Origin of the sequence: Variovorax sp. RO1 (genome assembly GCF_002849325.1) — a bacterium.
Lineage (GTDB): Bacteria > Pseudomonadota > Gammaproteobacteria > Burkholderiales > Burkholderiaceae_C > Variovorax.
Window position 1 is genome coordinate 62,285 of the sequence record NZ_PKMT01000007.1, and the last position, 24,508, is coordinate 86,792.

22 protein-coding genes are annotated in these 24,508 nt (G+C 66.8%); 10 read left to right on the forward strand and 12 right to left on the reverse strand.

All coding sequences use genetic code 11. From position 1 onward, the window contains the following. Positions 1 to 12: 12 nt before the first annotated feature. The 4 genes from CY658_RS27185 to CY658_RS27200 form a co-directional block, all read right to left on the reverse strand. Positions 13 to 1,032, reverse strand: a complete 1,020-nt coding sequence (locus CY658_RS27185; RefSeq protein ID WP_101493159.1) for a LacI family DNA-binding transcriptional regulator — start codon at positions 1,030 to 1,032, stop codon at positions 13 to 15. Positions 1,033 to 1,195: 163 nt separating this feature from the next. Further along, positions 1,196 to 1,711: a signal peptidase II gene (lspA, locus tag CY658_RS27190; RefSeq protein WP_062480914.1), complete on the reverse strand. Its 516-nt coding sequence runs from the start codon at positions 1,709 to 1,711 to the stop codon at positions 1,196 to 1,198. After that, entirely contained in the window at positions 1,711 to 4,560 is a 2,850-nt protein-coding gene (gene ileS, locus CY658_RS27195) for an isoleucine--tRNA ligase (protein WP_101493160.1), read from the reverse strand. The genes lspA and ileS overlap by 1 nt, the downstream gene beginning before the upstream one ends. Before the next feature lie 125 nt (positions 4,561 to 4,685). Further along, entirely contained in the window at positions 4,686 to 5,723 is a 1,038-nt protein-coding gene (locus CY658_RS27200; protein WP_101493161.1) for a bifunctional riboflavin kinase/FAD synthetase, read from the reverse strand. A 164-nt stretch (positions 5,724 to 5,887) separates the two neighbouring features. Between CY658_RS27200 and CY658_RS27205 the strand changes: the two genes are divergently transcribed. After that, positions 5,888 to 6,448: an HNH endonuclease gene (locus CY658_RS27205; RefSeq protein ID WP_099795431.1), complete on the forward strand. Its 561-nt coding sequence runs from the start codon at positions 5,888 to 5,890 to the stop codon at positions 6,446 to 6,448. Positions 6,449 to 6,475: 27 nt separating this feature from the next. Here the strand turns inward: CY658_RS27205 and CY658_RS27210 are convergent, their stop codons facing one another. The 4 genes from CY658_RS27210 to CY658_RS27225 all read right to left on the reverse strand — a co-directional run bounded on the left by CY658_RS27210 (position 6,476) and on the right by CY658_RS27225 (position 11,031). Further along, entirely contained in the window at positions 6,476 to 7,261 is a 786-nt protein-coding gene (locus CY658_RS27210) for an enoyl-CoA hydratase (protein ID WP_101493162.1), read from the reverse strand. Positions 7,262 to 7,266: 5 nt separating this feature from the next. Continuing rightward, positions 7,267 to 8,625, reverse strand: a complete 1,359-nt coding sequence (locus tag CY658_RS27215) for an alpha/beta fold hydrolase (RefSeq protein ID WP_101493163.1) — start codon at positions 8,623 to 8,625, stop codon at positions 7,267 to 7,269. A 96-nt stretch (positions 8,626 to 8,721) separates the two neighbouring features. Then, positions 8,722 to 9,837: an acyl-CoA dehydrogenase family protein gene (locus tag CY658_RS27220; protein WP_101493164.1), complete on the reverse strand. Its 1,116-nt coding sequence runs from the start codon at positions 9,835 to 9,837 to the stop codon at positions 8,722 to 8,724. A gap of 12 nt (positions 9,838 to 9,849) precedes the next feature. Next, positions 9,850 to 11,031: an acyl-CoA dehydrogenase family protein gene (locus CY658_RS27225; protein WP_062482930.1), complete on the reverse strand. Its 1,182-nt coding sequence runs from the start codon at positions 11,029 to 11,031 to the stop codon at positions 9,850 to 9,852. A 163-nt stretch (positions 11,032 to 11,194) separates the two neighbouring features. Here CY658_RS27225 and purN point away from each other — a divergent pair, with 163 nt between their 5' ends. Then, a complete protein-coding gene (purN, locus tag CY658_RS27230; RefSeq protein WP_101493165.1) occupies positions 11,195 to 11,791 on the forward strand; it encodes a phosphoribosylglycinamide formyltransferase in 597 nt (198 codons plus the stop codon). A 38-nt stretch (positions 11,792 to 11,829) separates the two neighbouring features. Beyond that, a complete protein-coding gene (locus CY658_RS27235; RefSeq protein ID WP_101493166.1) occupies positions 11,830 to 12,162 on the forward strand; it encodes an I78 family peptidase inhibitor in 333 nt (110 codons plus the stop codon). On the opposite strand, the gene CY658_RS27240 is transcribed toward CY658_RS27235, so the two are convergent. Beyond that, entirely contained in the window at positions 12,150 to 12,398 is a 249-nt protein-coding gene (locus CY658_RS27240) for a DUF1653 domain-containing protein (protein ID WP_101493167.1), read from the reverse strand. The two genes, CY658_RS27235 and CY658_RS27240, sit on opposite strands and share 13 nt — an antisense overlap. Positions 12,399 to 12,454: 56 nt before the next feature. On the opposite strand from CY658_RS27240, the gene CY658_RS27245 reads away from it, so the two are divergent. From CY658_RS27245 to CY658_RS27255, 3 genes are all read left to right on the forward strand, one after another. Further along, on the forward strand, positions 12,455 to 14,308 hold the full coding sequence (locus CY658_RS27245; RefSeq protein ID WP_101493168.1) for a M48 family metallopeptidase: 1,854 nt from the start codon (positions 12,455 to 12,457) through the stop codon (positions 14,306 to 14,308). A 43-nt stretch (positions 14,309 to 14,351) separates the two neighbouring features. Continuing rightward, positions 14,352 to 15,623 carry an RsmB/NOP family class I SAM-dependent RNA methyltransferase gene (locus CY658_RS27250; RefSeq protein ID WP_101493169.1) on the forward strand — a complete coding sequence of 424 codons (1,272 nt, stop codon included), beginning with the start codon at positions 14,352 to 14,354 and terminating at the stop codon, positions 15,621 to 15,623. Positions 15,624 to 15,759: 136 nt separating this feature from the next. Next, positions 15,760 to 16,974: a DesA family fatty acid desaturase gene (locus tag CY658_RS27255; RefSeq protein WP_101493170.1), complete on the forward strand. Its 1,215-nt coding sequence runs from the start codon at positions 15,760 to 15,762 to the stop codon at positions 16,972 to 16,974. Positions 16,975 to 17,144: 170 nt separating this feature from the next. Here CY658_RS27255 and rpmG read toward each other — a convergent pair whose 3' ends face one another. The 3 genes from rpmG to trxB all read right to left on the reverse strand — a co-directional run bounded on the left by rpmG (position 17,145) and on the right by trxB (position 18,751). Beyond that, entirely contained in the window at positions 17,145 to 17,318 is a 174-nt protein-coding gene (gene rpmG, locus CY658_RS27260) for a 50S ribosomal protein L33 (protein WP_007830291.1), read from the reverse strand. 11 nt (positions 17,319 to 17,329) lie between these two features. Further along, positions 17,330 to 17,563, reverse strand: coding sequence for a 50S ribosomal protein L28 (rpmB, locus tag CY658_RS27265; protein ID WP_007830293.1), 234 nt, complete (start codon positions 17,561 to 17,563; stop codon positions 17,330 to 17,332). Positions 17,564 to 17,800: 237 nt separating this feature from the next. Continuing rightward, positions 17,801 to 18,751, reverse strand: a complete 951-nt coding sequence (gene trxB, locus CY658_RS27270) for a thioredoxin-disulfide reductase (protein WP_101493171.1) — start codon at positions 18,749 to 18,751, stop codon at positions 17,801 to 17,803. A 181-nt stretch (positions 18,752 to 18,932) separates the two neighbouring features. On the opposite strand from trxB, the gene CY658_RS27275 reads away from it, so the two are divergent. The 4 genes from CY658_RS27275 (at position 18,933) to CY658_RS27290 (ending at position 24,293) form a co-directional block, all read left to right on the forward strand. Further along, complete coding sequence (locus CY658_RS27275; RefSeq protein ID WP_056572305.1) at positions 18,933 to 19,607, forward strand: Crp/Fnr family transcriptional regulator; 675 nt, start codon at positions 18,933 to 18,935, stop codon at positions 19,605 to 19,607. A 94-nt stretch (positions 19,608 to 19,701) separates the two neighbouring features. After that, positions 19,702 to 22,158, forward strand: coding sequence for a DNA translocase FtsK (locus CY658_RS27280; protein WP_101493172.1), 2,457 nt, complete (start codon positions 19,702 to 19,704; stop codon positions 22,156 to 22,158). Positions 22,159 to 22,330: 172 nt separating this feature from the next. Then, positions 22,331 to 22,972 carry an outer membrane lipoprotein chaperone LolA gene (lolA, locus tag CY658_RS27285; protein ID WP_101493173.1) on the forward strand — a complete coding sequence of 214 codons (642 nt, stop codon included), beginning with the start codon at positions 22,331 to 22,333 and terminating at the stop codon, positions 22,970 to 22,972. Between the two features lie 28 nt (positions 22,973 to 23,000). Then, positions 23,001 to 24,293, forward strand: a complete 1,293-nt coding sequence (locus tag CY658_RS27290; protein ID WP_101493174.1) for a replication-associated recombination protein A — start codon at positions 23,001 to 23,003, stop codon at positions 24,291 to 24,293. The last annotated feature ends 215 nt before the right edge of the window (positions 24,294 to 24,508 follow it).

The window sequence follows — 24,508 nt, forward strand, 5'->3', positions numbered from 1 at the left end:
GGGGTGGTGAGGTCAGGACACTGCGGCGTCGTTGTCTTCGCGCGCACTTGCGCACGACTCGCCGTCTCGGAAGGCATGAGGAAGCAGCAGGCTCGCGTCGGCCCGCAGCGCGCGGCCGCCGGCGATCGCCTGCACCAGCAGCTCGACGCTGTGGCGGCCGATGTCGCTGTTGGGCTGCGCGATGGTGGTGAGCGCAGGCGTGAGGTCTTCGCCGAGCGCGATGCCGTCGAAGCCGACGACGCTGAGGTCGTCGGGCACGGCAAGGCCGCTCAGGTGCGCGGCGCGGATGCTGCGGATGGCCAGCAGGTCGTTCGAGCAGACCAGCGCGGTGGGGCGGCTGCGCGGGCGCAGCTCGGCGCACAGCGCATCGACGGCGGTCTCGACGAACGGCACTTCGATCAGCGGCGGCGCCGCGAGGCCGGCCTCGGCCATGCCGCGCTGGTAGCCGCGGTAGCGCTGCTGCGCGCGGTCCGACGCGGCCAGCGTGCCGCTGACCATCGCGATGCGGCGGTGGCCCAGCAGCACGAGGCGCGTGACCGCATCGGCCACGGCGCCTTCGCTGTCGACCGACACACAAGGGTGGTCGGCGTGCCGGTTGTAGGCCAGCACGTAGGGCACGGCGGCGGCCTGCAGGCGCTGCAGCGCGGCCGACGTGGACGGGTTCGACACCACGAGGATCAGCCCGTCGACGTTGCCCGCCAGCAGCAGCTGGACGGCGCGCTCTTCCTCGTCGAGCCGGTAGCCCGTGGTGACCGGCAGGATCGCATAGCCGCCCGCGACGGCCGCGCGCGCAATGCCCTGCAGGCATTCGGCGAAGGTCGGGTTCAGCAGCGTGGGCAGCACCACGCCGAGCGTGCGGCTGCGCTGGGTGCGCAAGGTGCGGGCGCTGGCGTTGGGCAGGTAGTTGAGCTCGCGCGCCACGCGCTCGACCAGTTCACGCGTGGCCGGCGTCACCTTGTCGGGGAAATTGAAGGCGCGCGAAACCGTGGCCACGGAGACCCCGGCTTGGGCGGCTACAGCTTGGATGCTCATCGTGCGGGGTCCGTGGTGTGGTTCATGTAATCGATTACATTGGACCGGCGCAGTATGACTTCGCGATGACAGGGTGGGGAAGTGGGGAGAACCCCGGGGCCGCCGGCGCAGCGTGCGGCCCAAAGAAAAAGGGGCCCGTGGGCCCCTTTGGTCGAGAACTGGCTTACTTGCCCCGGCGCACTCGCCGGATCTCGTCGACGATCAGGCAGATGGCCCCGAGCGTGATGGCGCTGTCCGCCGCGTTGAACGCCGGGAAGTACCAGTTGCCCCAGTGGAAGCTCAAAAAGTCGACGACGTAGCCGTGCATCATGCGGTCGACCACGTTGCCGATGGCGCCGCCCAGGATGCAGGCCATCGCGAACGAGAAGAGCTTCTGGCCCGCGTGCGACCGCAGCATCCAGACGATGAAGATCGCCGCCGCCACGCCGATGGCCGTGAAGAACCAGCGCTGCCAGCCCGAGTGGTCGGCCAGGAACGAGAAGGCGGCGCCCGTGTTGTGCGCGCGCACGACGTTGAAGAAGCTCGTCACGTAGGTCGCGTCGCCGAGCTTGTAGTAGCCCAGGATCAGCGTCTTCGTGAACTGGTCGATGATCACGATGATCGTCGCCAGCCCGAGCCAGGGCCAGATGCTGGCCCCGCGCGAACGCGAGGCCGACGAGGCGGAGCGTGCGGTCGCCATCAGGCCACGCTGCGCGATTCACCCGCGCCGAACAGGTTGCTCGTGCAGCGGCCGCAGATGGTCGGGTGCGCCGGGTCGTGGCCCACGTCCTCGCGGTAGTGCCAGCAGCGTTCGCATTTCTGCGCGGTGCTCGGCGTGACCACGGTCGACAGCGTGTCGCCCGCCGCCAGCGCCACGGCCGAGGCGATGAACACGAACTTCAGGTCGTCGCCCAGCGAGCCCAGCAGCGCGAGGTCGTCGGCCGGTGCGTTCAACTGCAGGGTGGCCTGCAGCGACGAGCCGACCTTGCCTTCGGCGCGCACTGCCTCGATGTCCTTGTTGACGCCGTCGCGGATCTCGCGGATGCGGCTCCACTTGGCGAGCAGTGCTTCGTCGGGTGCGGCGAACTGGCTGTAGGTCTGCGTGAAGATCGACTCGCCGGCCTTGCCGGTGCCCACGATCTTCCAGGCCTCTTCGGCCGTGAAGCTCAGGAACGGCGCCATCCAGCGCAGCATGGCTTGCGAGATGTGCCACAGGGCCGTTTGCGCACTGCGGCGCGCGAGCGAGCCCGGGGCCGTCGTGTAGAGGCGGTCCTTCAGGATGTCGAGGTAGAAGCCGCCCAGGTCTTCCGAGCAGTAGATCTGCAGCTTGGCCACCACCGGATGGAACTCGTACACCTGGTAGTGCGCAAGGATCTCGGCCTGGAACTGCGCCGCGCGCGACATGGCGTAGCGGTCGATCTCGAACAGCTGGTCGAGCGGCACCGCGTCTTTCGCGATGTCGAAGTCGCTGGTGTTCGCAAGCAGGAAGCGCAGCGTGTTGCGGATGCGGCGGTAGGCGTCGACGACGCGCGCGAGGATCTTGTCGTCGCCCGCGATGTCGCCCGAGTAGTCGCTCGCAGCCACCCACAGGCGGATGATTTCCGAGCCCAGCTTGTTGCTGATTTCCTGCGGGTCGATGCCGTTCTTGAGCGACTTGCTCATCTTGATGCCCTTGGCATCCACCGTGAAGCCGTGCGTGAGCAGGCCCTTGTACGGTGCGCGGTCTTCCAGCATGCAGGCGATCAGCAGCGACGAGTGGAACCACCCGCGGTGCTGGTCGTGGCCTTCGAGGTACAGGTCGGCTTCGGGGCCGGTCTCGTGGTGCACGTTGGGGTGCGTGCCGCGCAGCACGTGCGAGAAGGTCGAGCCCGAGTCGAACCACACCTCGAGGATGTCGGTGCTCTTGGTGTAGCTCGGTGCGTCTTCGGCGCCCAGGATGTCTTCGACGGTGACGCGGCTCCAGGCCTCGATGCCGCCCTTCTCGACGATGTCGGCGGCCTGGTCGAGGATTTCCATGGTGCGCGGGTGCAGTTCGCCCGAATCCTTGTGCAGGAAAAACGGGATCGGCACGCCCCAGCTGCGCTGGCGGCTGATGCACCAGTCGGGCCGGCCGGCGATCATGTCGTGCAGGCGGGCCTTGCCGTTCTCGGGGTAGAAGCTGGTCTGCTCGATGGCGTCGAGCGCGGTCTGGCGCAGCGTCTTGGGCGCCTTGTCCTTGGTGAACACGCCTTCGCCCTCGTCCATGCGCACGAACCACTGCGCGGCCGCGCGGTAGATCACCGGCGTCTTGTGGCGCCAGCAGTGCGGGTAGCTGTGGGTGATGGTCTCGGTGGTCAGCAGGCGGTTGGCGTCGCGCAGTGCGGCGATGATCACCGGCACGGCCTTCCAGATGTTCTGGCCGCCGAACAACGGGAAGTCGGGCGCGTAGCTGCCGTTGCCCTGCACCGGGTTCAGGATGTCGTCGTACGCCACGCCGTGGGCGATGCAGGAGTTGAAGTCGTCCACGCCGTAGGCAGGCGAGGAGTGGACCAAGCCCGTGCCGTCGGTGGCGGTGGCGTAGTCGGCCAGGTACACGGGCGACAGGCGCTGGTAGCCCGCATCCGCGTCGTACAGCGGGTGCTCGAATTCGAGGCCGCCGAGCTTCTCACCCTTGACCGTGGCCAGCACCTTGCCGTCGAGCGCGTAGCGCGTCATGCACATCTCGACCAGCGAGTTGGCCAGGATCAGCAGGCCGCGCTCGGTGTCGACCAGCGAGTACTCGAGCTCGGGGTTGAGGTTGATCGCCTGGTTGGCGGGGATCGTCCACGCGGTGGTGGTCCAGATCACGGCAAAGATGTCGCCGAGGATCGTGTGGTCGGTCTCGAAGGCCTTGAGCACCTTCTCGCGCTCGTGCGCCTTGAAGGCCACGTCGATGGTCTGGCTCTTCTTGTCGGCGTATTCGATCTCGAACTCGGCCAGCGACGAGCCGCAGTCGAAGCACCAGTACACGGGCTTGAGGCCCCGGTACACGAAGCCGCGCTCGATCACGCGCTTGAACGCGCGCAGCTCGCCGGCTTCATTGGCGAAGTCCATCGTCTTGTAGGGGTGGTCCCATTCGCCCAGCACGCCCAGGCGCTGGAAGTCGACCATCTGCTGGGCGATCTGCTCGGTGGCGTAGGCGCGGCTCTTGGCCTGCATCTCGTCGCGGCTCAGGTTGCGCCCGAACTGCTTTTCGATGGCGTTCTCGATCGGCAGGCCGTGGCAGTCCCAGCCGGGCACGTACAGCGCGTCGAAGCCTTCGAGCTGGCGCGCCTTGGTGATCATGTCCTTGAGGATCTTGTTCACCGCGTGACCCATGTGGATCTGGCCGTTGGCGTACGGCGGGCCGTCGTGCAGGATGAACTTGGGCGCGCCGTGTCGGGCGTCGCGCAGGCGGTGGTAGCGGCCTTCGTCGTTCCATTCTTTCACCCAGCCCGGTTCGCGCTTGGGCAGGTCGCCGCGCATCGGGAAGGGGGTGTCGGGCAGGTTCAGCGTGGAACGGTAATCTTTGGGGGAAGCAGCGTCAGACATGTTGGGTGCGGCGAAACAGAGGGGGCTTCGACAGGCTCAGCCCGAACTGCATTGAGCGGTCGGTGCGGAAGATATAGCCGTTCGCCCTGAGCTTGTCGAAGGGCGGCAGCACGGGGCGTGCAGGGCTAAATTCGGTCGCGCGTGGTCTGGCGGTGGGTCTCGGCGTGGGTCGATGCGAAGAACGCGCGTGCGTCGCGGCCATCCTTCGCGATGCCCGCAGTGAGGGCTTCGAGGCTGGTGTAGCGCAATTCGTCGTGCAGTTTGTGCAGGAGTTCCACGCGCACGATTTTACCGTAGGCCCCTTCGGCCCCCAGATGCGAGGGCCACTCCAGGCAATGCGTCTCGAGCAACACGCGCCCGGCGTTGACGTCGTTGGCGTCCAGCGAGGGCCGCACGCCGAGGTTGGCCACCCCGGGCAGCGGCTGGTCGGCCAGGCCATGGACCAGCACCGCGAAGATGCCGCTGGCGGCCGGTTTCCAGTGCTTGAAGCGCAGGTTGAGGGTGCGAAAACCGTCGTCCTTGCCCGGCGACGAGGCGCCCAGCGCCCGGCCCAGCTTGCGGCCATGGACCACGTGGCCAGAGATCGTGTAAGGGCGGCCCAGCAGGGTGTGGGCGTCGGCCATGCGACCTTCGGCCAGCGCCTCGCGCACGGCCGAGCTGGACACGCGCAGGCCGTGCACCTCGTAGCTGTTCATGCGGGCGACGTCGAAACCGTGGGCTTCACCGGCGGCATCGAGCATCGCGTAGTCGCCGGCGCGCTTGGCACCGAAGCGGAAGTCGTCGCCCACCAGCACGTAGCGCGCGCCCAGGCCGTCGATCAGCACGTTCTGGATGAAGGCCTCGGGCGACTGGGACGCCAGCCGGCCGTCGAAGGGCAGCACGATGGTCTGGTCGACGCCGCAGGACGCCAGCTCGGTCAGCTTGTCGCGCAGCGTGCCGATGCGGGCCGGGGCCAGGTCGGGTTTCTTGGTGACGGCGGCGAAATAGTCGCGCGGGTGCGGCTCGAAGGTCAGCACGCAACTGGGCAGCCCGCGATGGCGGGCCTCGGTCTGCAACAGCGCCAGCATGGCCTGGTGGCCGCGATGGACGCCGTCGAAATTGCCGATCGTGAGGGCGCAGGCCGGAGCTACGCCCGGGTGTCGGAAGCCGCGGAAAACCTGCATGGGAGAGTATCTTTTTGATAGCGCCTGATGCCCGTCGAATGGGCAAATCAGGCCGATTTGTCACAAAGCCGGTATATTGTGACGCAGTGCGTGGGTTGGCGTGAGTCACCGATGCACCCCGAGTCTCTGGTCTCTGCGTGGTTTTCTCGTTCGAGGAGGCGTGTGTGAAGGTCTTGAAGCTGTCGGCCCAAGGGCTGCCCCAGTCATGGATATCGCTGGAACAGGCGGTGATCCACTACGCAGCGGACGAAGTTCGCTGGGAAGTGGGCGCGCAGGTGGCCGTGTTCCGTGGCGGCCATAACGCGGTCACGGGCGAGCAGTCGCAGATTGCGATCAACAGCATCATCGGCACCAAGGGCGTGCCGCGCATCAACCCCTTTGCGCAGCGTCCGGGTCTCACCAACAGCAAGCTGTTTTCGCGCGACCGCAACGTCTGCGCCTACTGCGGCGGCCATTTCCACGAAGATGAACTCACGCGCGAGCACATCATTCCGTTCGCGCAGCGCGGCATCGACACCTGGATGAACGTGGTCACGGCCTGCAAGCCCTGCAACCACCGCAAGAGCAGCCGCACGCCTGAGCAGGCGAACATGCCGCTGCTGTATGCGCCGTATGTGCCCAGCCTGTGGGAAGACTTCATCCTGCGCAACCGCCGCATCCTGGCGGACCAGATGGAGTTTTTGATGGCGCACCTGCCGCAGTCGTCCCGGTTGCACGACATCTAAAAAAAAGAGGCTTCGAGCCTCTTTTTTTTAACCCTTCCAGGCCGGCGGCCGTTTCTCGATGAAGGCCTGCACGCCTTCCAGCGCGCTTTCGTCCATCATGTTGCAGGCCATGGTCTGGCTGGCGTCGGCCAGCGCGGCCTCGATGCCGGTCTCGAGCTGGCGATAGAACAGCGCCTTGCCCAGCGCGAGCGCCGTGCGGGGCTTGGCGACGATGCTGGCGACCAGCGCTTCGACCGCGGCGTCGAGCCCTTCGAGCGGCGCGACCCGGTTGACCAGGCCTTTCTCGCGCGCGTCTTCGGCGCTGATGAATTCGCCCGTCACCAGCATCTCGAAGGCTTCCTTGCGCCCGAGGTTGCGCGACAGCGTGACGCCGGGCGTGGCACAGAACAGCCCCACGTTGACGCCGCTGACGGCAAAGCGCGCATCGCTGGCGGCCACCGCGAGGTCGCAGACCGCGACCAATTGACAGCCTGCCGCAGTCGCAATGCCATGCACGCGCGCGATCACCGGCACGGGCAGCCGCTGGATCGACAGCATCATCGCGCCGCACCGGTCGAACAGCTGCTGGTAGTAGCCGAGCGACGGTTCGGCGCGCATCTCCTTCAGGTCGTGGCCCGCGCAGAAGGCCTTGCCTGCTGCAGCGATGACGACGGCGCGCACCGTGTCATCGGCGGCAACGGAACCGAGCGCCTCTTCGAGCGCGCCCAGCATGCCTTCGGAGAGCGCGTTGAAGGCGGCGGGGCGGTTCAGCGTCAGCGTGACCACGCCGCGTGCGTCGCGCGCCGTCAGGACAAAGGGGGACGTGTCGTTCATGCCGTTCAGTACGTCAGCTCGAGCACCGTCGTGTGCCCTTGCGCGGCGGGCCAGCTCTGGCCGGTGAGGCGTTCGCCGTTGAACTCGGCACTGACCGTGCGCTGCGGCGCGCCGGCCGCGATGCGCAACCGCGAGGTCGACTGTCCCGCGCCCTGGGCTGGCACGCCGGCGGGCGGGCTCTGGCCGTCGAATTGCATCGTGTCGCGCTGCGCATCGAAGTAGCCGCGCGGACGCGTGAAGACGACCACCGCACCCGCACCGCTTTCGGCCGACGCCAGGCGCTCGGGCCGCAGGTTGACGAAGCCGCTGCTGCGCACGAACGGGCTGCGGTAGATGTGCGTGGTGCCCTGGCCGGGCACGTCGAGCACGAACTCGTAGCGCGCCGCCGGCTGCGCGCTGAACGGCCCCCAGCGGCCGTCGGCGCCGACCGTCTGCTGGTGCGCCGCCTCGCCGCGCCGCGCGCCCGAGGCCGGATCGACCGCAAAGACCGTGACACGCGCGCCGGTCAGCGCGAGGTTGTCCGCACCGATCGCGCGGCCGTCGAGCACGACCTTCGATTCCGGCGCCACCGCCGTGCTGGCGGGCGCCTGCCCGGTCAGGAAGCGCCAGGTCGCTGCGAAGGCAGCGGGAGAGAACGAGGTCTCGCGGTGGTCCACGCGCGGCAGCACGAGGTTGGTCGCGCCCTTGAGCGCCGGCCCGTCGAAGCCGATGTTCGTCGGCTGACCGGGTGCGCCGATCCACAGGCCGTCGGGCTGGGCGTACTTGTCGTTGGTGTCGGAGCGCAGCGTGAGCCACTGCACGCCGGGCGCGACCTCGTCGCCGTTCGGGCCCTTGGGCGCATTGAGCTGCTGCATGAAGGCCGAGAGCCCCGAGAACTCGTTGTTTTCGCGCAGGCCCTTCACCTTCCAGATGCCGTGCGCGGGGTTGCCGCCGAGCACGACATGGCTCACCACGGCCGCGCCGCCTCCGTTCTGCACGTAGTTGCGGATGGTGTTGCCGCCGCGCGAATTGCCGATGAGCACGACCTTGGGCGCGCCCGTGGCCTTCAGCACTTTCTCGACCTCGGCGCGCAGGAACGCGGCCGACTCGGCGGTGGAACTGCGCCCCGGCTGGGCCACGGCGTCGTCGTCGCGGGCCAGGGGATTCGGCTGGTCGACGGCAAACAACCGCTCGCGCGGCCAGCCGTTCGATTCGAAGCGCCAGACCGTGGTCTGCCACAGCGCCGCCGAGTCGCCGTTGCCGTGCATGAAGACGATGGGCGGGCGCTCGGTGGAAGAGGGCGTGGAGGTCGCGCAGGCGGTCAGCAAGGTGACGGCGGCGGTTCCGGCAAGGGCCGAGGCAAGCAGGGTGCGGCGGGAAGGCATGTCTGTCTCTCTCCTGGCAGGGGGCTCGGGCCCCGCAAGTGAAAACGCCCGCCGGCGCAAGGCGGGCGGGCGTTGGATGCTATCGACAAACAGCCGTCAGGCGAAGACGCCGGCCGTGTCCTGCATGCGTGCCGACACTTCACCCAGGTGGTGCAGCGTGTCGCCGAAGGTGAGTTCGAGCTGCGTGAGCTTGCGGAAGTAGTGGCTGCCGATGTACTCGTCGGTCACGCCGATGCCGCCATGCAGCTGCACCGAGTTCGCGGCCACGTAGCGCATCGACGTGCCCAGCTGGTACTTGGCGCGGGCCAGCGCCTGGCGGCGTTCGTCGGCCGGGGCGTTGAGCTTGAGCGTTGCGTAGTAGCTCATCGAGCGTGCCAGCTCCAGCTGCATCTTCATGTCGGCGATGCGGTGGCGCAGCGCCTGGAAGCTGGAGATGACCACGCCGAACTGCTTGCGCTGGTTCATGTAGTCGATCGTGACGTCGAGCGTCTTGTCGAGCACGCCGACCGCTTCGGCGCAGGTGGCGGCGATGCCGACATCCACTGCGTATTCGAGCGCGGCTTGGCCGTCGGCCGTGACCAGCGTGGCGTCGGCCTTGTCGAACACGACCTCGGCCGCACGGCCGCCGTCCTGCGTGCCGTAGCCGCGGGCTTCGACGCCGCTGGCGCTGCGCTCGACCAGGAAGAGGGCGATCTTGCCGTCGACCTTGGCGGGCACGAGGAAGGCATCGGCTTCGTCGCCCACGGGCACCACGCTCTTGGCGCCGGTCAGCGAATACCCGTTGCCCGACTTGACGGCGGTGGCGTCGCACACGTCGAGGCGGTAGCGCGCCTTGCGCTCCTGGTAGGCCAGCACCACGAGGGCCTGGCCGCCGGCGATGCGCGGCAGCCAGTTTTCCTTGGTGGCCGCGTCGGCGTAGCCGCCGAGCACGGCGCCGGCGATCAGCGTCTGCGCGAAGGGCTCCAGCACGATGCCGCGGCCCAGTTCTTCCATCACGACCATGCCGGCCACCGGGCCCATGCCCAGGCCGCCGTCGTCTTCGCTGATGTACAGGCCGCCCAGGCCGAGCTCGGCCAGTTCGTCCCAGGCCTCCCGCGAGAAGCCGCCCTTGGCCTCGATGCCGCGACGGCGCTCGAAGTCATAGCCCTTGTCGACCCACTTGCGAACGGCGTCGCGCAGCTGGTCCTGGTCTTCCGAAAAATTGAAATCCATGTTGGTGTCTCCTCAGCCCAGGACGGTTTGCGCCACGATGTTGCGCTGGACTTCGTTCGAGCCGCCGTAGATCGTGGTCTTGCGCATGTTGAAGAAGGTCGATGCCAGCGGTGCCAGCGCCGGGTTGCCGCCGGGGAAGTTGCCTTGCCAGCCGGCTTCCATGGCTTCGCGGATCAGCGGCAGCGAATAGGGGCCGCCGGCCAGCATCATCAGCTCGGCGTAGCGCTGCTGGATCTCGCTGCCGCGGATCTTGAGCAGGCCCGCCACGTCCAGCGAGTTCTTGCCCGAGGTGGCGGCCGAGAGCACGCGCAGCACCATCATCTCGAGGGCGACGATGTCGACTTCGAGCTTGGCGATCTCGTCGCGGAAGCGCAGGTCGTCGTACACGCCTTCGCTCTTGGCGATGCGCTTCAAGCGCTCGAGTTCGCGCTTGGCGCGGTTCACGTCGGCGATGTTGGTGCGCTCGTGCGAGAGCAGGTGCTTGGCGTAGGTCCAGCCCTTGTTCTCTTCACCGATCAGGTTTTCGGCGGGCACTTCGACGTTGTCGAAGAACACCTCGTTCACCTCGACACCGCCGTCGATCAGCTTGATCGGGCGCACGGTGACGCCGGGCGACTTCATGTCGAGCAGCAGGAAGCTGATGCCCGTTTGCGGCTTGCCTTCGTTGCTGGTGCGCACGAGGTTGAACATCCAGTCGCCGTGCTGGCCGAGCGTGGTCCAGGTCTTCTGGCCGTTGACGATGTATTTGTCACCCTTGCGCTCGGCCTTGGTCTTGACCGAGGCGAGATCGGAACCCGAGCCGGGTTCGCTGTAGCCCTGGCTCCACCAGACTTCACCGCTGGCGATGCCGGGCAGGAAGCGTTTTTGCTGCTCGGCGTTGCCGAAGGCCATGATCACCGGGGCCACCATGACGGGGCCGAACGGGATGATGCGCGGCGCGCCGGCGAGGGCGGTTTCTTCCTCGAACAGGTGGCGCTGCACGGCGGTCCAGCCGGGGCCGCCGAATTCCTTGGGCCAGCCGTAACCCAGCCAGCCCTTCTTGCCAAGAATCTTGGCCCAGCCTTGCAGATCGTCGCGCGTCAGTTCGAGCGCGTTGTGCACCTTGTGCGAAATCTCCTGGGGGAGGTTGTCCTTGACCCATGCGCGAACTTCTTCGCGGAACTTCTGTTCTTCGGGTGTGAAGCTCAAATCCATGCGTGCCTCGCTGTGTTGATCGGTCCACCGCAGACGCGGGGTGTCTCCGGAATTGCGAGTTTTAGCACGGTCGTGCTGCGATCCGGTGTCCGCGTCGCGACAAGCCCGCCGGTGCGTGGGGCGGCGGGAGGCGTCGGCGGGGCACGGATAATCCCGGCCTCCCATGAAGAACATCGTGATCCTGATCTCCGGCGGCGGCTCGAACATGGCGGCCATCGTGCGCGCCGCCGAGCGCGACCGCTGGGCCGAGCGCTTCGGCGCGCGCATTGCCGCCGTCATCAGCAACAAGCCGGAGGCCGGCGGGCTGGCGCTGGCCAGGTCGCACGGCATCGCGACCGCCGTGGTGCCGCACCAGGCCTTCGACAGCCGCGAGGCCTTCGACGCCGCGCTGGCCGAGGCGGTCGACGCCCACGCGCCCGCGCTGGTCGTGCTGGCGGGCTTCATGCGCATCCTGACGCCGGGCTTCGTGGCGCGCTACGCGGGGCGGCTGGTGAACATCCACCCCTCGCTGCTGCCGGCGTTTCCGGGGCTGCACACGCACCAGCGCGCCATCGACGCGGGCTGCAAGGTGGCCGGGGTGACGGTGCACCAGGTCACGGCCGAGCTCGACCACGGGCCGATCCTGGCGCAGGCCGTGGTGCCGGTGCTGCCCGACGACACGGCCGCCACGCTGGCCGGCCGGGTGCTGTCCCAGGAGCACCTGCTGTATCCGCGCGCCATCGCTGGATGGCTTTTGGATACATTGAGTCACAAAGCTTAAAGTTGTTTATATTCGCGGGTTTTCGGGAGCACAGAACTTTGAAAACCCAATCGCTACTGTTGACGATGGCCACCGTGGCCCTGCTGGCCGCCTGCGCCGCCCCGGCCCCCGCGCCGGCACCGGGCAGCGCTGCTGCCGCTGCACCTGCCGCGCCGGCCGAGCCCGTCTTTCAGTGCAACGCCGAAGGCGCCCGCTTTGCCGTGGCCCAGCAGGTGACGCCTCAGCTCGAAGCCGCCGCGCGCGCACGTGCCGGCGCCGGCACGGTGCGGGTGCTCAAGCCCAACCAGGCAGTGACGATGGAACTCAACGCCGGTCGGCTCAACCTCAGCGTGGACGCGCGCGGCCGCGTCAAGGACGTTCACTGCGGCTGAGCGTCGATCGGGGTGAACCGGCGTTGCGGCCGGCCCTCGATCTCGATGGTTTCTTCAAACATCGCGGCGGGCCGGACCCACAGGCCGCGGGCACCGTAGAGGGCGCGGTACAGCGTCATCGGCTCCAGCGTTTCGCTGTGGCGGACGGTGCCGATCACGTCGTACTCGCCGCCCTTGTAGTGGCGGTAGCGACCGGGGGGCGTTTCGATCAGGGGAGGGAGGTCTTCGTCGTTCAACGGGGCACTTCTTTCTTCGAATAACAACTGTCGGATGTGTATTTGACGGGAGTCGGATGGACCGTGCGGATTTTGTTCACCTGGTTCGCCTGAGCGAGCACGCAAGTGCGGACGACAGCGCGCGCTACCGGCGTGGCGTCGCGGCGTTTGCCGCGCTCGGCTATCTCTGGGTGCTGGCCTGCCTCGGCCTGGCGGTGGGCATTGTGGCCTGGGTGGTCGTGTCGGTGGCCGAGGGGCGCTTCAACTTCACCCGCGGCTGGCTGCTCGTGTTTGCGCTGGGCCTGTTCTGGGCGACCCTGCGCGCGCTCTGGGTGCACTTCGACGAGCCCGACGGCGAGCTGCTCACGCGCGCCGACGCACCCGGATTGTTCGAGGCGCTGGACCGCATCCGCGAGCGGATCAAGGGACCGCCGGTGCACCGCGTCTACCTGGACGACAACTTCAACGCCAGCATCAGCCAGGTGCCGCGCTTCGGCCTGTTCGGCGGCGCGCTCAACTCGCTGAGCATCGGCCTGCCGCTGCTGATGATGCTGGACCGGCAGCGCCTGCTGTCGGTGCTGGCCCACGAATACGGGCACCTGCGCGGCAACCACGGCCGCCTCAGCGCCTGGATCTACCGCACCCGGCTGTCGTGGCTGCGGCTCGATGCCAGCCTGCAGCGCGACGAGGGCGTGATGGCGCTGGTCTCGCAGGCCTTCTTCCGCTGGTACTTTCCGCGCTTTGCCGCCAAGACCTTCGCGCTGGCCCGCCAGGACGAGTACGAGGCCGACCGCATCTCGGGCCGGCTGCTCGGCACCGAGGTGGCCGCGGCCGCGCTCACCGAAGTAGCCATCAAGGGCAACTGGTACGCCAGCGAGTTCTGGCCCTGGCACTGGGCGCGCGCCGAGCGCGAGCCGCTGCCGCCTGGCCCGTTCGCCGCTTTGCGGCAGCGCGCCCGCACGCCGCCGAGCGAGGAGTTCGCACGCCAGGCACTGCGCGAGGCCATGCGCCGCGTCAGCGACCTGGACGACACCCACCCGGTGCTGCGCGACCGGCTGGAAGCACTGAACCAGAAGGCGGCGCTGCCGGCCTGGTCGCAACGGCCCGCGCTCGACATGCTGGCCGACAAGCACAAGTGGATCTCGCATTTCGACAACGCCTGGCGCCGCGCCCACGCAGCCGACTGGAAGCAGCACCACGCGCACCGCTCGCGCATCCGCGAGCGCATCGCCGTACTGGCGGCCCGCGGCGAGCGCAACACGCCCGACGAGATGGTCGAGTGGGCCGACGCCGAGCGCCGGCTCGACCCGGCGGCGCCGGTGCGCGCGCGCTACGAGAGCGCCTTGCGGATCGCGCCGGACCACCCGGGCGCCCTGCGCGGGCTGGCCCAGATGCTGCCCGTGCGCGAGCGCGCCGAGCGCCTGGCGGTGCTCGAGCGGCTGCACCAGTCGGGCGTGGCCAGCCGCTGGTGGGCGGCCAAGAACGCCGTCGCCTCGCTCGAAGATCCCGAAGCGGGGCCGCACGACGAGCAGGGGCTCAAGCTGTGGCGCGCGCGGCTCAAGGAGGCGGAGGAGGCCGAGGCGCGCGCCTGGGAAGAGATCACCGACACGCCGTTCTTCAGCCAGATTTCGCGCCACGACCTGAACGACCACGAGCTGGGCGAGCTGCGCGCGGACATCGTGCGCTGCCTGCCCGTGTCGCGGCTGTGGGTGGTGCGCAAGAACCTGCGCGAATTCGCATGGCGGCGGGCGTACATCGTGTTCGTCGACGTGCCGGGGCTCGGCGACGAAGACCGCTGGCACCTGTGCCGCGAACTCGAGCAGACCCTGACCCTGCCGGGGGCGGCGCTGGTGCTCTGGGCGGGGCATTCGCCCACGCTGGAAGACATCGAGCGGCAGGCATTCGGGACCGTCTGGGTGCGCGGCGCCTGAGGCGTTTCGGCCGCGAGGCCGGCCGGCTGAGACAATCGGGGCTATGCATCCCAAAGCCCTGTTGGAGGCCACCGCCGATCTGGTCGGCCTTGTCCTGAAATTCGATCACCCGGCCGACCAGGTCGTTTCGCGCTTTTTCCGCGACCACCGCGAGTTCGGCCCGCGCGAGCGCGCGACGCTCGCCGAGACCGTCTACACCGTGCTTCGCAAGAAGCTGCTGTTCGATCACCTGTCGCCCTCGGGCAGCGGTTCGAAGGAGCGCCGCATGGCGATCCTGGGCTTTCACGGCCCGCGCGATTTTCTGAAGAGCGCGCTCAATGACACCGAGAAGCGCTGGCTCGACAACTGCGATGCCGTCACACCCGACGACCTGCTCGAACGCCATCGCCACAACCTGCCCGAATGGCTGGTCGCGCCGCTCAAGGCGCAGCTGGGCGACGGCTTCTGGCCGATGGTCGAGAGCCTGCAGCAGCCGGCGCCGCTCGACCTGCGCGTCAATGCGTTCACCGACAAGCGGGCCGAAGTGAAGGCGGAGCTTGCGAAGGCTGCTATCAAATCGGTAGTAACTCCGTTCTCGCCCTGGGGGCTGCGCATCGAGGGCAAGCCCGCGCTGACCAAGCTCGACGCGTTCGTTCGCGGCGCCATCGAGGTGCAGGACGAAGGCTCGCAGCTGCTGGCGCTGCTGCTGGACGCCAAGCGCGGCGAAATGGTGGTCGATTTCTGCGCCGGTGCCGGCGGCAAGACCCTGGCCATCGGCGCGACCATGCGCAACACCGGCCGGCTCTACGCCTTCGACACCTCGGCCCACCGCCTGGACGCGCTCAAGCCGCGGCTGGCTCGCAGCAAGCTCTCGAACGTGCATCCGGCCGCCATCGCCCACGAGCGCGACGACCGGGTCAAGCGCCTGGCCGGCAAGATCGACCGCGTGCTGGTCGACGCGCCCTGTTCGGGGCTCGGCACGCTGCGCCGCAACCCCGACCTCAAATGGCGCCAATCGGCCAAGTCGGTGGCTGAGCTGACGGCCAAGCAGACCGCCATCCTGCAAAGCGCGGCCCGGCTCGTGAAGTCGGGTGGCCGGCTGGTGTACGCCACCTGCAGCGTGCTGCCAGAGGAAAACGAGGCCATCGCCGAGGCTTTTGCCGCCGCGAACCCCGATTTCGAGCCCATGGATGCGGCGGAATTGCTCCAAAGCCTCAAGGTGGAGGGCGCCGAGGCCCTCTGCGCGGGTGGAGAAGACGGCCGCCGCTACCTGCGGCTGTGGCCTCATCGCCACGCCACCGACGGCTTTTTTGCCGCCGTGTGGAACAGGAAATAGGGACAGGGCTCCAAACTAGGGTAAATCTGCGGTGTGACAAAAGGACAAAAGGCCTCGTTTTGGCCCTGGCATCCTAAAATCGCGGGTTACTTACCTGAAGGCTGCACCTTCGTGTGGCCATGGAGTACCTGACTCAATGATGCTTCCTGACTCCGCCGTTCTGAACGCGGTCATCCAATGGCTCGGACACGGCCTGTGGGACATTGCCTGGTGGCAAGTCGTGCTGTACACGCTCGTCACCACGCACTTCACCATCGCAGCGGTCACGATCTTTCTGCACCGCACGCAGACGCACAAGGCGATGGACCTCGGTCCGATCCCCTCGCACTTCTTCCGTTTCTGGCTCTGGCTCGGCACCGGCATGGTGACAAAGGAATGGGTCGCCATTCACCGCAAGCACCACGCGAAGTGCGAAACCGTCGACGACCCGCACAGCCCGCAAGTCAAGGGCATCGACGAAGTCTTCTGGCGCGGCGCCGAGCTGTACCGCAAGGAATCGAAGAACAAGGAAACGATGGAGCGCTACGGTCACGGCACGCCCGATGACTGGATCGAGCGCAACCTGTACACGCGCTACAGCTGGCAAGGCGTGGGCCTGATGCTGGTGATCAACCTGGCGCTGTTCGGTGGGCTTGGCCTGACCGTGTGGGCGGTCCAGATGCTCTGGATCCCGATCACCGCCGCCGGCATCATCAACGGCATCGGCCACTACTGGGGCTACCGCAATTTCGAGGCGGCTGACGCCAGCCGCAACATCATGCCCTGGGGCCTGATCATCGGTGGCGAAGAGCTGCACAACAACCACCACACCTACCCGACTTCGGCCAAGTTCTCGGTCAAGAAGTACGAGTTCGACATCGGCTGGCTCTACATCCAGGTGTTCCAGAAGCTCGGCTGGGCCAAGGTCAAGAAGGTGCCGCCGAAGATGCAGATGGGCGACGTCCAGCCCGTGGCCAACGAGAAGACGCTCGAGGCCGTCATTGCCAACCGCTACGAAGTGATGGCCGGCTACGCCCGCGAAATGCGCCGCGCGACCAGCGAGGAAATCGAAGTGCTGAAGGCCAAGGGCGCCGACCTGTCGGTGCTCAAGGCGGCCAAGCGCTGGCTGCACCGCGACGACGACAAGGTGCCCGCCTCGGCTCGCACCCACCTGGTGCAGGCCCGTGCCGCGCACCCGGTGCTCGACAAGATGGTCACGATGCGCGAAGAGCTGCGTCAGCTCTGGCTGAACACCTCGCAATCGCGCGAGCAGTTGGCGGCCGATCTGGCGGCCTGGTGCCACCGTGCGGAAGCCAGCGGCATTGCCGGCCTGCGCGAGTTCTCGACCCGCCTGCGCGCTGCGCGCGCCTGAGAAAGCAAAACGCCAGCGCCTCGCGCGCTGTTGCTCTTGCTCAATAGAGAATAAAAAAGCCGACCTGAGGGTCGGCTTTTTTGCGCCTGTCTTTTTCTGCTTTTGCAAAAATGACAGGCAATAAAAAACCCGCTGGGTGAGCAGCGGGTTTTTTGGGAGAGCAGACTGAATTACTTCAGCTTGATTTCCTTGTATTCGACGTGCTTGCGTGCCTTGGGGTCGAACTTCATGATCGACATCTTTTCAGGCATCGTCTTCTTGTTCTTGCTCGTCGTGTAGAAATGGCCGGTACCCGCAGTGGATTCCAGCTTGATCTTTTCGCGTCCGCCTTTGCTCGTTGCCATGATTCAGCTCCTTAAGCTTGGCCGCGGGCACGCAGGTCTGCGAGCACGGCATCGATACCGTTCTTGTCGATCAGGCGCAGTGCAGCGCTCGAAACGCGCAGGCGAACCCAACGGTTTTCAGTCTCGACCCAGAAACGGCGGTATTGCAGGTTCGGCAGGAACCGGCGCTTGGTTTTGTTGTTGGCGTGGGAAACGTTGTTTCCGACCATCGGGCCTTTGCCCGTTACGTCGCATACGCGTGCCATGTGGACACTCTTTCTTGAACAGCTGGCACCGGCGCAATCAGGGCGATTGCAGGGTGTTTTGCAGCTTGACCTCGCCAGAAACGGGTGGCGGTACCCCGGATTTGCCGCAACCCGACTCCCGGTAGGAGTTGGACCTTATTTCGGCAAAGCCTTGGATTATAGCCCTTTCGGGCTGCCGCACCGCAGATGCGGGAAACCAGGTCCTGTGGACCGGTTCTCGTCCTCCAGGGGCAAGCCTCAGTGCTCCTCGAGGAAGCGCTGCGCGTCGAGGGCCGCCATGCAGCCCGTGCCGGCGCTCGTGATGGCCTGGCGGTAGATGTTGTCCTGCACGTCGCCAGCCGCGAACACGCCGGGCACACTGGTCATCGTCGCGAAGCCCTTCAGGCCCGAGCGGGTCACGATGTAGTTGTCCTTCATTTCCAACTGGTTCTGGAAGATGTCGGTGTTCGGATGGTGGCCGATCGCGATGAAGCAGCCCTTGAGCGTGATCTCTTCGGTCGCACCGGTCTGCGTGTTCTTGATGCGGATGCCGGTCACGCCCGTACCGTCACCGAGCACCTCGTCAAGCTGGTTGTGCAGCTTCAGCACGATCTTGCCTTCGGCCACTTTTTCCATGACCTTGTCGATCAGGATGGGCTCGGCGCGGAACTTGTCGCGACGGTGCACGAGCGTGACTTTGTTTGCAATGTTGGAGAGGTACAGCGCTTCTTCGACGGCCGTGTTGCCGCCGCCGATCACGCAGACCTCTTGCTCACGGTAGAAGAAACCATCGCAGGTCGCGCAGGCGGAGACGCCGCGGCCCATGAACTTTTCTTCGGAATCCAGGCCGAGATACTTGGCCGATGCGCCCGTGGCGATGATCAGCGAATCGCACGTATAGGTGCCGCTGTCGCCCGTGAGCGTGAACGGGCGCTTGCTCAGGTCGACCTTGTTGATGTGGTCGAACACGATCTGCGTCTTGAAGCGTTCGGCGTGCTCGAGAAAGCGCTGCATCAGCTCCGGGCCCTGCACGCCGTGCACGTCGGCGGGCCAGTTGTCGACCTCGGTCGTGGTCATGAGTTGGCCGCCTTGTGCGATGCCCGTGATGAGCAACGGCTGGAGGTTGGCGCGTGCGGCGTAGACGGCGGCGGTGTAGCCGGCCGGGCCGGAGCCCAGAATGAGAACCTTGGCGTGTTGGGGTGCGGACATGAGTAGAAAACCTCGGATAGACGCTGCGTCAGCGTGTACATTTTCAGGGTGGTAGCGATACGTGGGGAGTATCACCGCCCGGTTCAACACCGGGTGCACGGTGTTTTCAATGCGCGCGATTGTAGTAATCCATGGGCTCAGCATCAGGATCACATCAGCGCGCTGTTTCAGGGATTGATTAATGTCGATGCTGTCCAACCTTGAATTGCTTCGGCGCGTTCCATTGTTCGCGTCGTTGACGGCCTCGCAGTCCGCAAGCATTGCGGATGCGATCATCAAGAAGCGCTTCAAACGCGCCGAGGTCGTTGTAGAGCAGGGCAAGAAATCCGATGCGCTGTACATCATCCTGACCGGCCGCGCCCGCGTCACGAGCGCCGACAGCCGCGGTCGCGAGGTGATCCTCGCCACGCTGCATCCCGGCGACTATCTCGGCGAGATGAGCCTGATCGACGATGAGCCGCATTCGGCCACCGTGCGCACCGAAATCCAGTGCGACGTGCTCATGCTGGGCCGCGACGCCTTCGCGCGCTGCCTGCCCGAGAACTCCTCGATGGCCTACAACATCATGCGCGGCCTGGTGCAGCGCCTGCGCCACGCCGACCGCAAGATCGAGTCGCTGGCACTGATGGACGTGTACGGCCGCGTGGCCCGCGCGCTGCTCGAGTTCGCCAGCCAGGACGGCCTGGGCAACCTCAAGGTCCGTGACAAGATCTCCCGCCAGGACCTGGCCAAGATGGTCGGCGCGTCGCGCGAAATGGTGAGCCGCGTCATGAAGGACCTGGAAGAGCGCGGTTTCGTGCAGTCCCAGGAAGACGGCTCGGTGATCATCAAGGACCGGCTCCTGACGCTGACCTGAGCCTATAGGCCGGGCGCTTTCGGCGTCCACGGCCTTTTGTTGTAGTGTTCGGGCGGCCGGCCTTCGTTTTTTCGGGCCGGACGCCGTGCTTTTCATGACCTATTCGCTTCATACGCTTCAATCGTCGTCCTCTTCTTCTTCCGCTGCCGAAGGGCAACCCGTGCGCCTGCGCGCCCTGCGCTTCGCCCACGAAATCACCTTGATCGCCGGGTTCGCAGCCCTCCTGTTCTGGCTGCTGGCGATGCTGAGCTTCACCCCGTCCGATGCCGCCTGGTCGACCTCGGGCACGGGCGGTGAGGTCAAGAATTGGGGCGGCCGCATCGGCGCCTGGCTGGCCGATGGCAGCTACTTCCTTGCCGGCTATTCCGTCTGGTGGTGCCTCGCGGCGGGCCTGCGCGCGTGGCTCTCGTCGCTGGCCGGCTGGCTGCGCGGCGGTGAACCGACGCCGGCGGTCGAACAGCCCCCGCGCGGTCGCTTCAACCGCAGCCGTCTCGCTTTCTGGTTCGGCCTGGTTCTGCTGCTGTGCGCGAGCGCGGTGCTCGAGTGGTCGCGCCTGTACCGGCTCGAATCCCACCTGCCGGGTTCGGGTGGCGGCGCCCTCGGCTTCCTCGTGGGACCGGCAAGCGTGCGCTGGCTGGGCTTCACGGGCTCGGCGCTGGTCGCCATTGCGGGCGGCGTGATCGGCTCGGCGCTGGTCTTCCGTTTTTCGTGGAGCCTGATCGCCGAGCGCATCGGTGCCCGTGCCTACTCGCTGTTCGAGTCGCGCCGTGAAAAGCGTGAAATGGCGGCCGACATCGCCATGGGCAAGCAGGCCGCGCGCGAACGCGCCGGCGACGAGGAAGAGCTGCCCCCCGCGCCGCGCGCCAAGAAAATGCGTCCCAGCAAGGAGACCGCATTCGGCGAAGCCGGCCCTCTGGATCCGAGCTTCGACGACGAAGAGGAAGAGGTAGCGCCCAGGCGCCGCCCCGCATCGCCGCCCGTGCAGATCGAGCCCGCGATGACCGAGGTGCCCCGCAGCGACCGCGTCGTCAAGGAACGCCAGAAGCCGCTCTTCAACGAACTGCCCGACAGCAAGCTGCCGCAGGTCGACCTGCTCGACGCCGCGCTGGTGCGCCAGGAAACGGTGTCGTCCGACACGCTCGAGATGACCTCGCGCATGATCGAGAAGAAGCTCAAGGACTTCGGCGTCGAGGTGCGCGTGGTGCTCGCTTCGCCGGGCCCCGTCATCACGCGCTACGAAATCGAGCCCGCCACCGGCGTCAAGGGCTCGCAGATCCTGGGCCTCGCCAAAGACCTGGCGCGTTCGCTCTCGCTGGTGTCGATCCGCGTGGTCGAAACGATCCCCGGCAAGAACTACATGGCGCTCGAACTCCCGAACGCCAAGCGCCAGTCGATCAAGCTCAGCGAAATCCTGGGCTCGCAGGTCTACAACGAAGGCAAGTCGATGCTCACGATGGGCCTCGGCAAGGACATCATCGGCAATCCCGTGGTGGCCGACCTCGCGAAGATGCCGCACGTGCTGGTGGCCGGTACCACCGGTTCGGGCAAGTCGGTCGGTATCAACGCGATGATTCTTTCGCTGCTCTACAAGGCCGAGGCACGCGACGTTCGCCTGCTCATGATCGACCCGAAGATGCTCGAAATGTCGGTCTACGAAGGCATTCCGCACCTGCTGGCGCCCGTGGTCACCGACATGCGCCAAGCGGCCCACGGCCTGAACTGGTGTGTGGCCGAGATGGAGCGCCGTTACAAGCTCATGAGCAAGCTCGGCGTGCGCAACCTGGCCGGCTACAACACCAAGATCGACGAAGCCAAGGCGCGCGAGGAGTTCATCTACAACCCCTTCAGCCTCACGCCCGACGATCCGGAACCGCTGCGCCGCGAGCCGCACATCGTCGTCATCATCGACGAGCTGGCCGACCTGATGATGGTCGTCGGCAAGAAGATCGAAGAGCTGATTGCCCGCCTCGCGCAGAAGGCGCGCGCCGCCGGCATCCACCTGATCCTGGCCACGCAGCGGCCCAGCGTCGACGTGATCACCGGCCTCATCAAGGCCAACATCCCCACGCGCATCGCGTTCTCGGTGGGTTCCAAGATCGACAGCCGCACCATCCTCGACCAGATGGGCGCCGAGGCGCTGCTGGGCATGGGCGACATGCTCTACATGGCCAGCGGCAGCGGCCTGCCGATCCGCGTGCATGGCGCCTTTGTGAGCGACGAGGAAGTGCACCGCGTGGTGGCCTACCTCAAGAGCCAGGGCGAGCCCGACTACATCGAGGGCGTGCTCGAAGGCGGCACGGTCGATGGCGACGGTGACGGCGACCTGCTCGGCGGTGGCGGCGATGCCGAAAAGGATCCGATGTACGACCAGGCGGTCGAGGTCGTGCTCAAGAACCGCAAGGCCAGCATCTCGCTGGTGCAGCGCCACCTGAAGATCGGCTACAACCGCGCCGCGCGCCTCGTCGAAGACATGGAAAAAGCCGGCCTCGTGAGCGCCATGAGCGGCAGCGGCCAGCGCGAAATTCTCGTGCCCGCGCGCCAGGCGGAGTGAGCCCCCGGCGCGCCATCGACGACCCCTGCCACCGGGCCGGTTACGTGCTGAGAGGCAATTTGCAAACGCGCACCGGTGCCGCTGCAAATCTTCATCAAAGCCTACAGATGCCGGCATCTGCTGCGGGTAGTGTCGATGGACATCGCAGCAACGTTTTTCCGAGGAACCTCCCATGAAGAAAACCCGCCTCTGGCTGTTGGCCGGCCTGTTCTGTACCGTGGCCGGCAGTGCCTGGGCCGACGGGCTCGAAAGCCTCGAAGCCTTCGTGAAGACGGTCAAGTCCGGCCGCGCCGAGTTCACCCAGACTGTGACGGCCCCGCCGCGCGAGGGCCAGCCGGGCCGCGTGAAGACCTCGACCGGCACCTTCGAATTCCATCGCCCCGGCAAATTCAAGTTCGACTATCGCAAGCCCTTTGCCCAGAGCATCGTGGCCGACGGCAAGACGCTCTGGCTCTACGACGCCGACCTGAACCAGGTCACGCAGCGCACCCAGGCGCAGGCGCTGGGCTCGACGCCCGCGGCGCTGATTGCCTCCGCCGCCGACCTGCGCGCCCTGCAGGCCGATTTCGCGCTGGAAGCCGCACCCGAGCGTGACGGCCTGCAGTGGGTCAAGGCCACGCCGAAGAACAAGGACGGCCAGCTGCAGAGCGTGATGGTCGGCTTCCAGGGCGACGCGCTCGCGGCCCTCGAGATCCTGGACAGCTTCGGCCAGCGCTCGATGCTCAAGTTCAGCAAGGTCGAGGTGAACCCGGCCTTGCCCGCCAGCACCTTCGAGTTCAAGGCGCCTGCGGGCGCGGACGTGCTCAAGCAGTAATCTCCAGCAGCAAGACGGTAGTTCCGGTTTGGCCACGCGCTCCCACCAGCCCCTCGCCGAGCGCCTGCGTCCCAAGACGCTCGGCGACGTGATCGGCCAGCAGCACCTGCTCGGTCCGGGCATGTCGCTGCGCATCGCCTTCGAGTCGGGCCAGCCGCACTCCTGCATCCTCTGGGGCCCGCCGGGCACCGGCAAGACCACCATCGCGCGGCTCATGGCCGACGCGTTCGACGCGCAGTTCCTGAGCATCAGCGCGGTGCTGGGCGGCGTGAAGGACATCCGCGAGGCGGTCGAGCAGGCCACGGTGGCGCGCGACGGGCTCACGCAGCAGCGCACCATCGTCTTCGTGGACGAGGTGCACCGCTTCAACAAGAGCCAGCAGGACGCGTTCCTGCCGCACGTCGAGTCGGGTCTGTTCACCTTCATCGGCGCGACCACCGAGAACCCGTCGTTCGAAGTCAATTCGGCCTTGCTCTCGCGGGCGGCGGTGTATGTGCTGCAGTCGCTCAACGAGAGCGATCTGAAGCAGATCGTCACCCGGGCGCAATCGATCCAGGCGGTTCCGGCCATCGACGAGGCGGCCATCGACCGCCTGGTCGCCTACGCGGACGGCGACGCGCGCCGCCTGCTCAACACGCTCGAGACGCTGGCCGTGGCGGCCGGCGCCGAGAAGCTCACCAACATCACCGACGAGTGGCTGCTGCGTGTGCTCGGCGAGCGCATGCGCCGCTACGACAAGGGCGGCGAGCAGTTCTACGACACCATCAGCGCGCTGCACAAATCGGTGCGTGGCAGCGACCCCGATGCCGCCCTGTATTGGTTCGTTCGCATGCTCGACGGCGGCGCCGACCCGCGCTACATGGCGCGTCGCCTCGTGCGCATGGCCAGCGAAGACATCGGCCTGGCCGACCCGCGCGCGCTGCGCCTGGCGCTCGACGCGGCCGAGGTCTACGAGCGACTGGGTACCCCCGAAGGCGAGCTGGCACTGGCCGAATGCGTGGTCTACCTGGCCATCGCGCCCAAGTCGAACGCGGTCTACAAGGCCTACAACGCGGTGCGCGCGCTGGTGAAGAAAGACAGCACGCGCCCGGTGCCGATGCACCTGCGCAATGCGCCGACCAAGCTCATGAAAGAGCTCGACTACGGCAAGGGCTACCGCTACGCGCACGACGAGGAGGGCGGTTTCGCCGCTGGCGAGCGCTATTTGCCCGAGGGCCTGGAAGGCCAGGTCTTCTATGAGCCGGTCGAACGCGGGCTCGAAATCCGTATCTCAGAAAAGCTGCGCGAACTGCGCCGCCGCAACGCTGAAAAAGACGATTGATACTGTCTTGCAACATGCGCTCACGCCGCGCATGACCTCACCCACATACAGCATGAGGTGAGCGGGTAAACCCCGGTCATCCCGCCCCAAAACAGCGCCGGGGCATGTCTAAAATCCCGCCCACCAAACCTACCGACGGCACATGTTGGCTGGTTTTTTGCTTGTCAAGCCAGAGGCGCCAAACCGGTGCCTCGGTAGGTGAATGGCACCCGCAA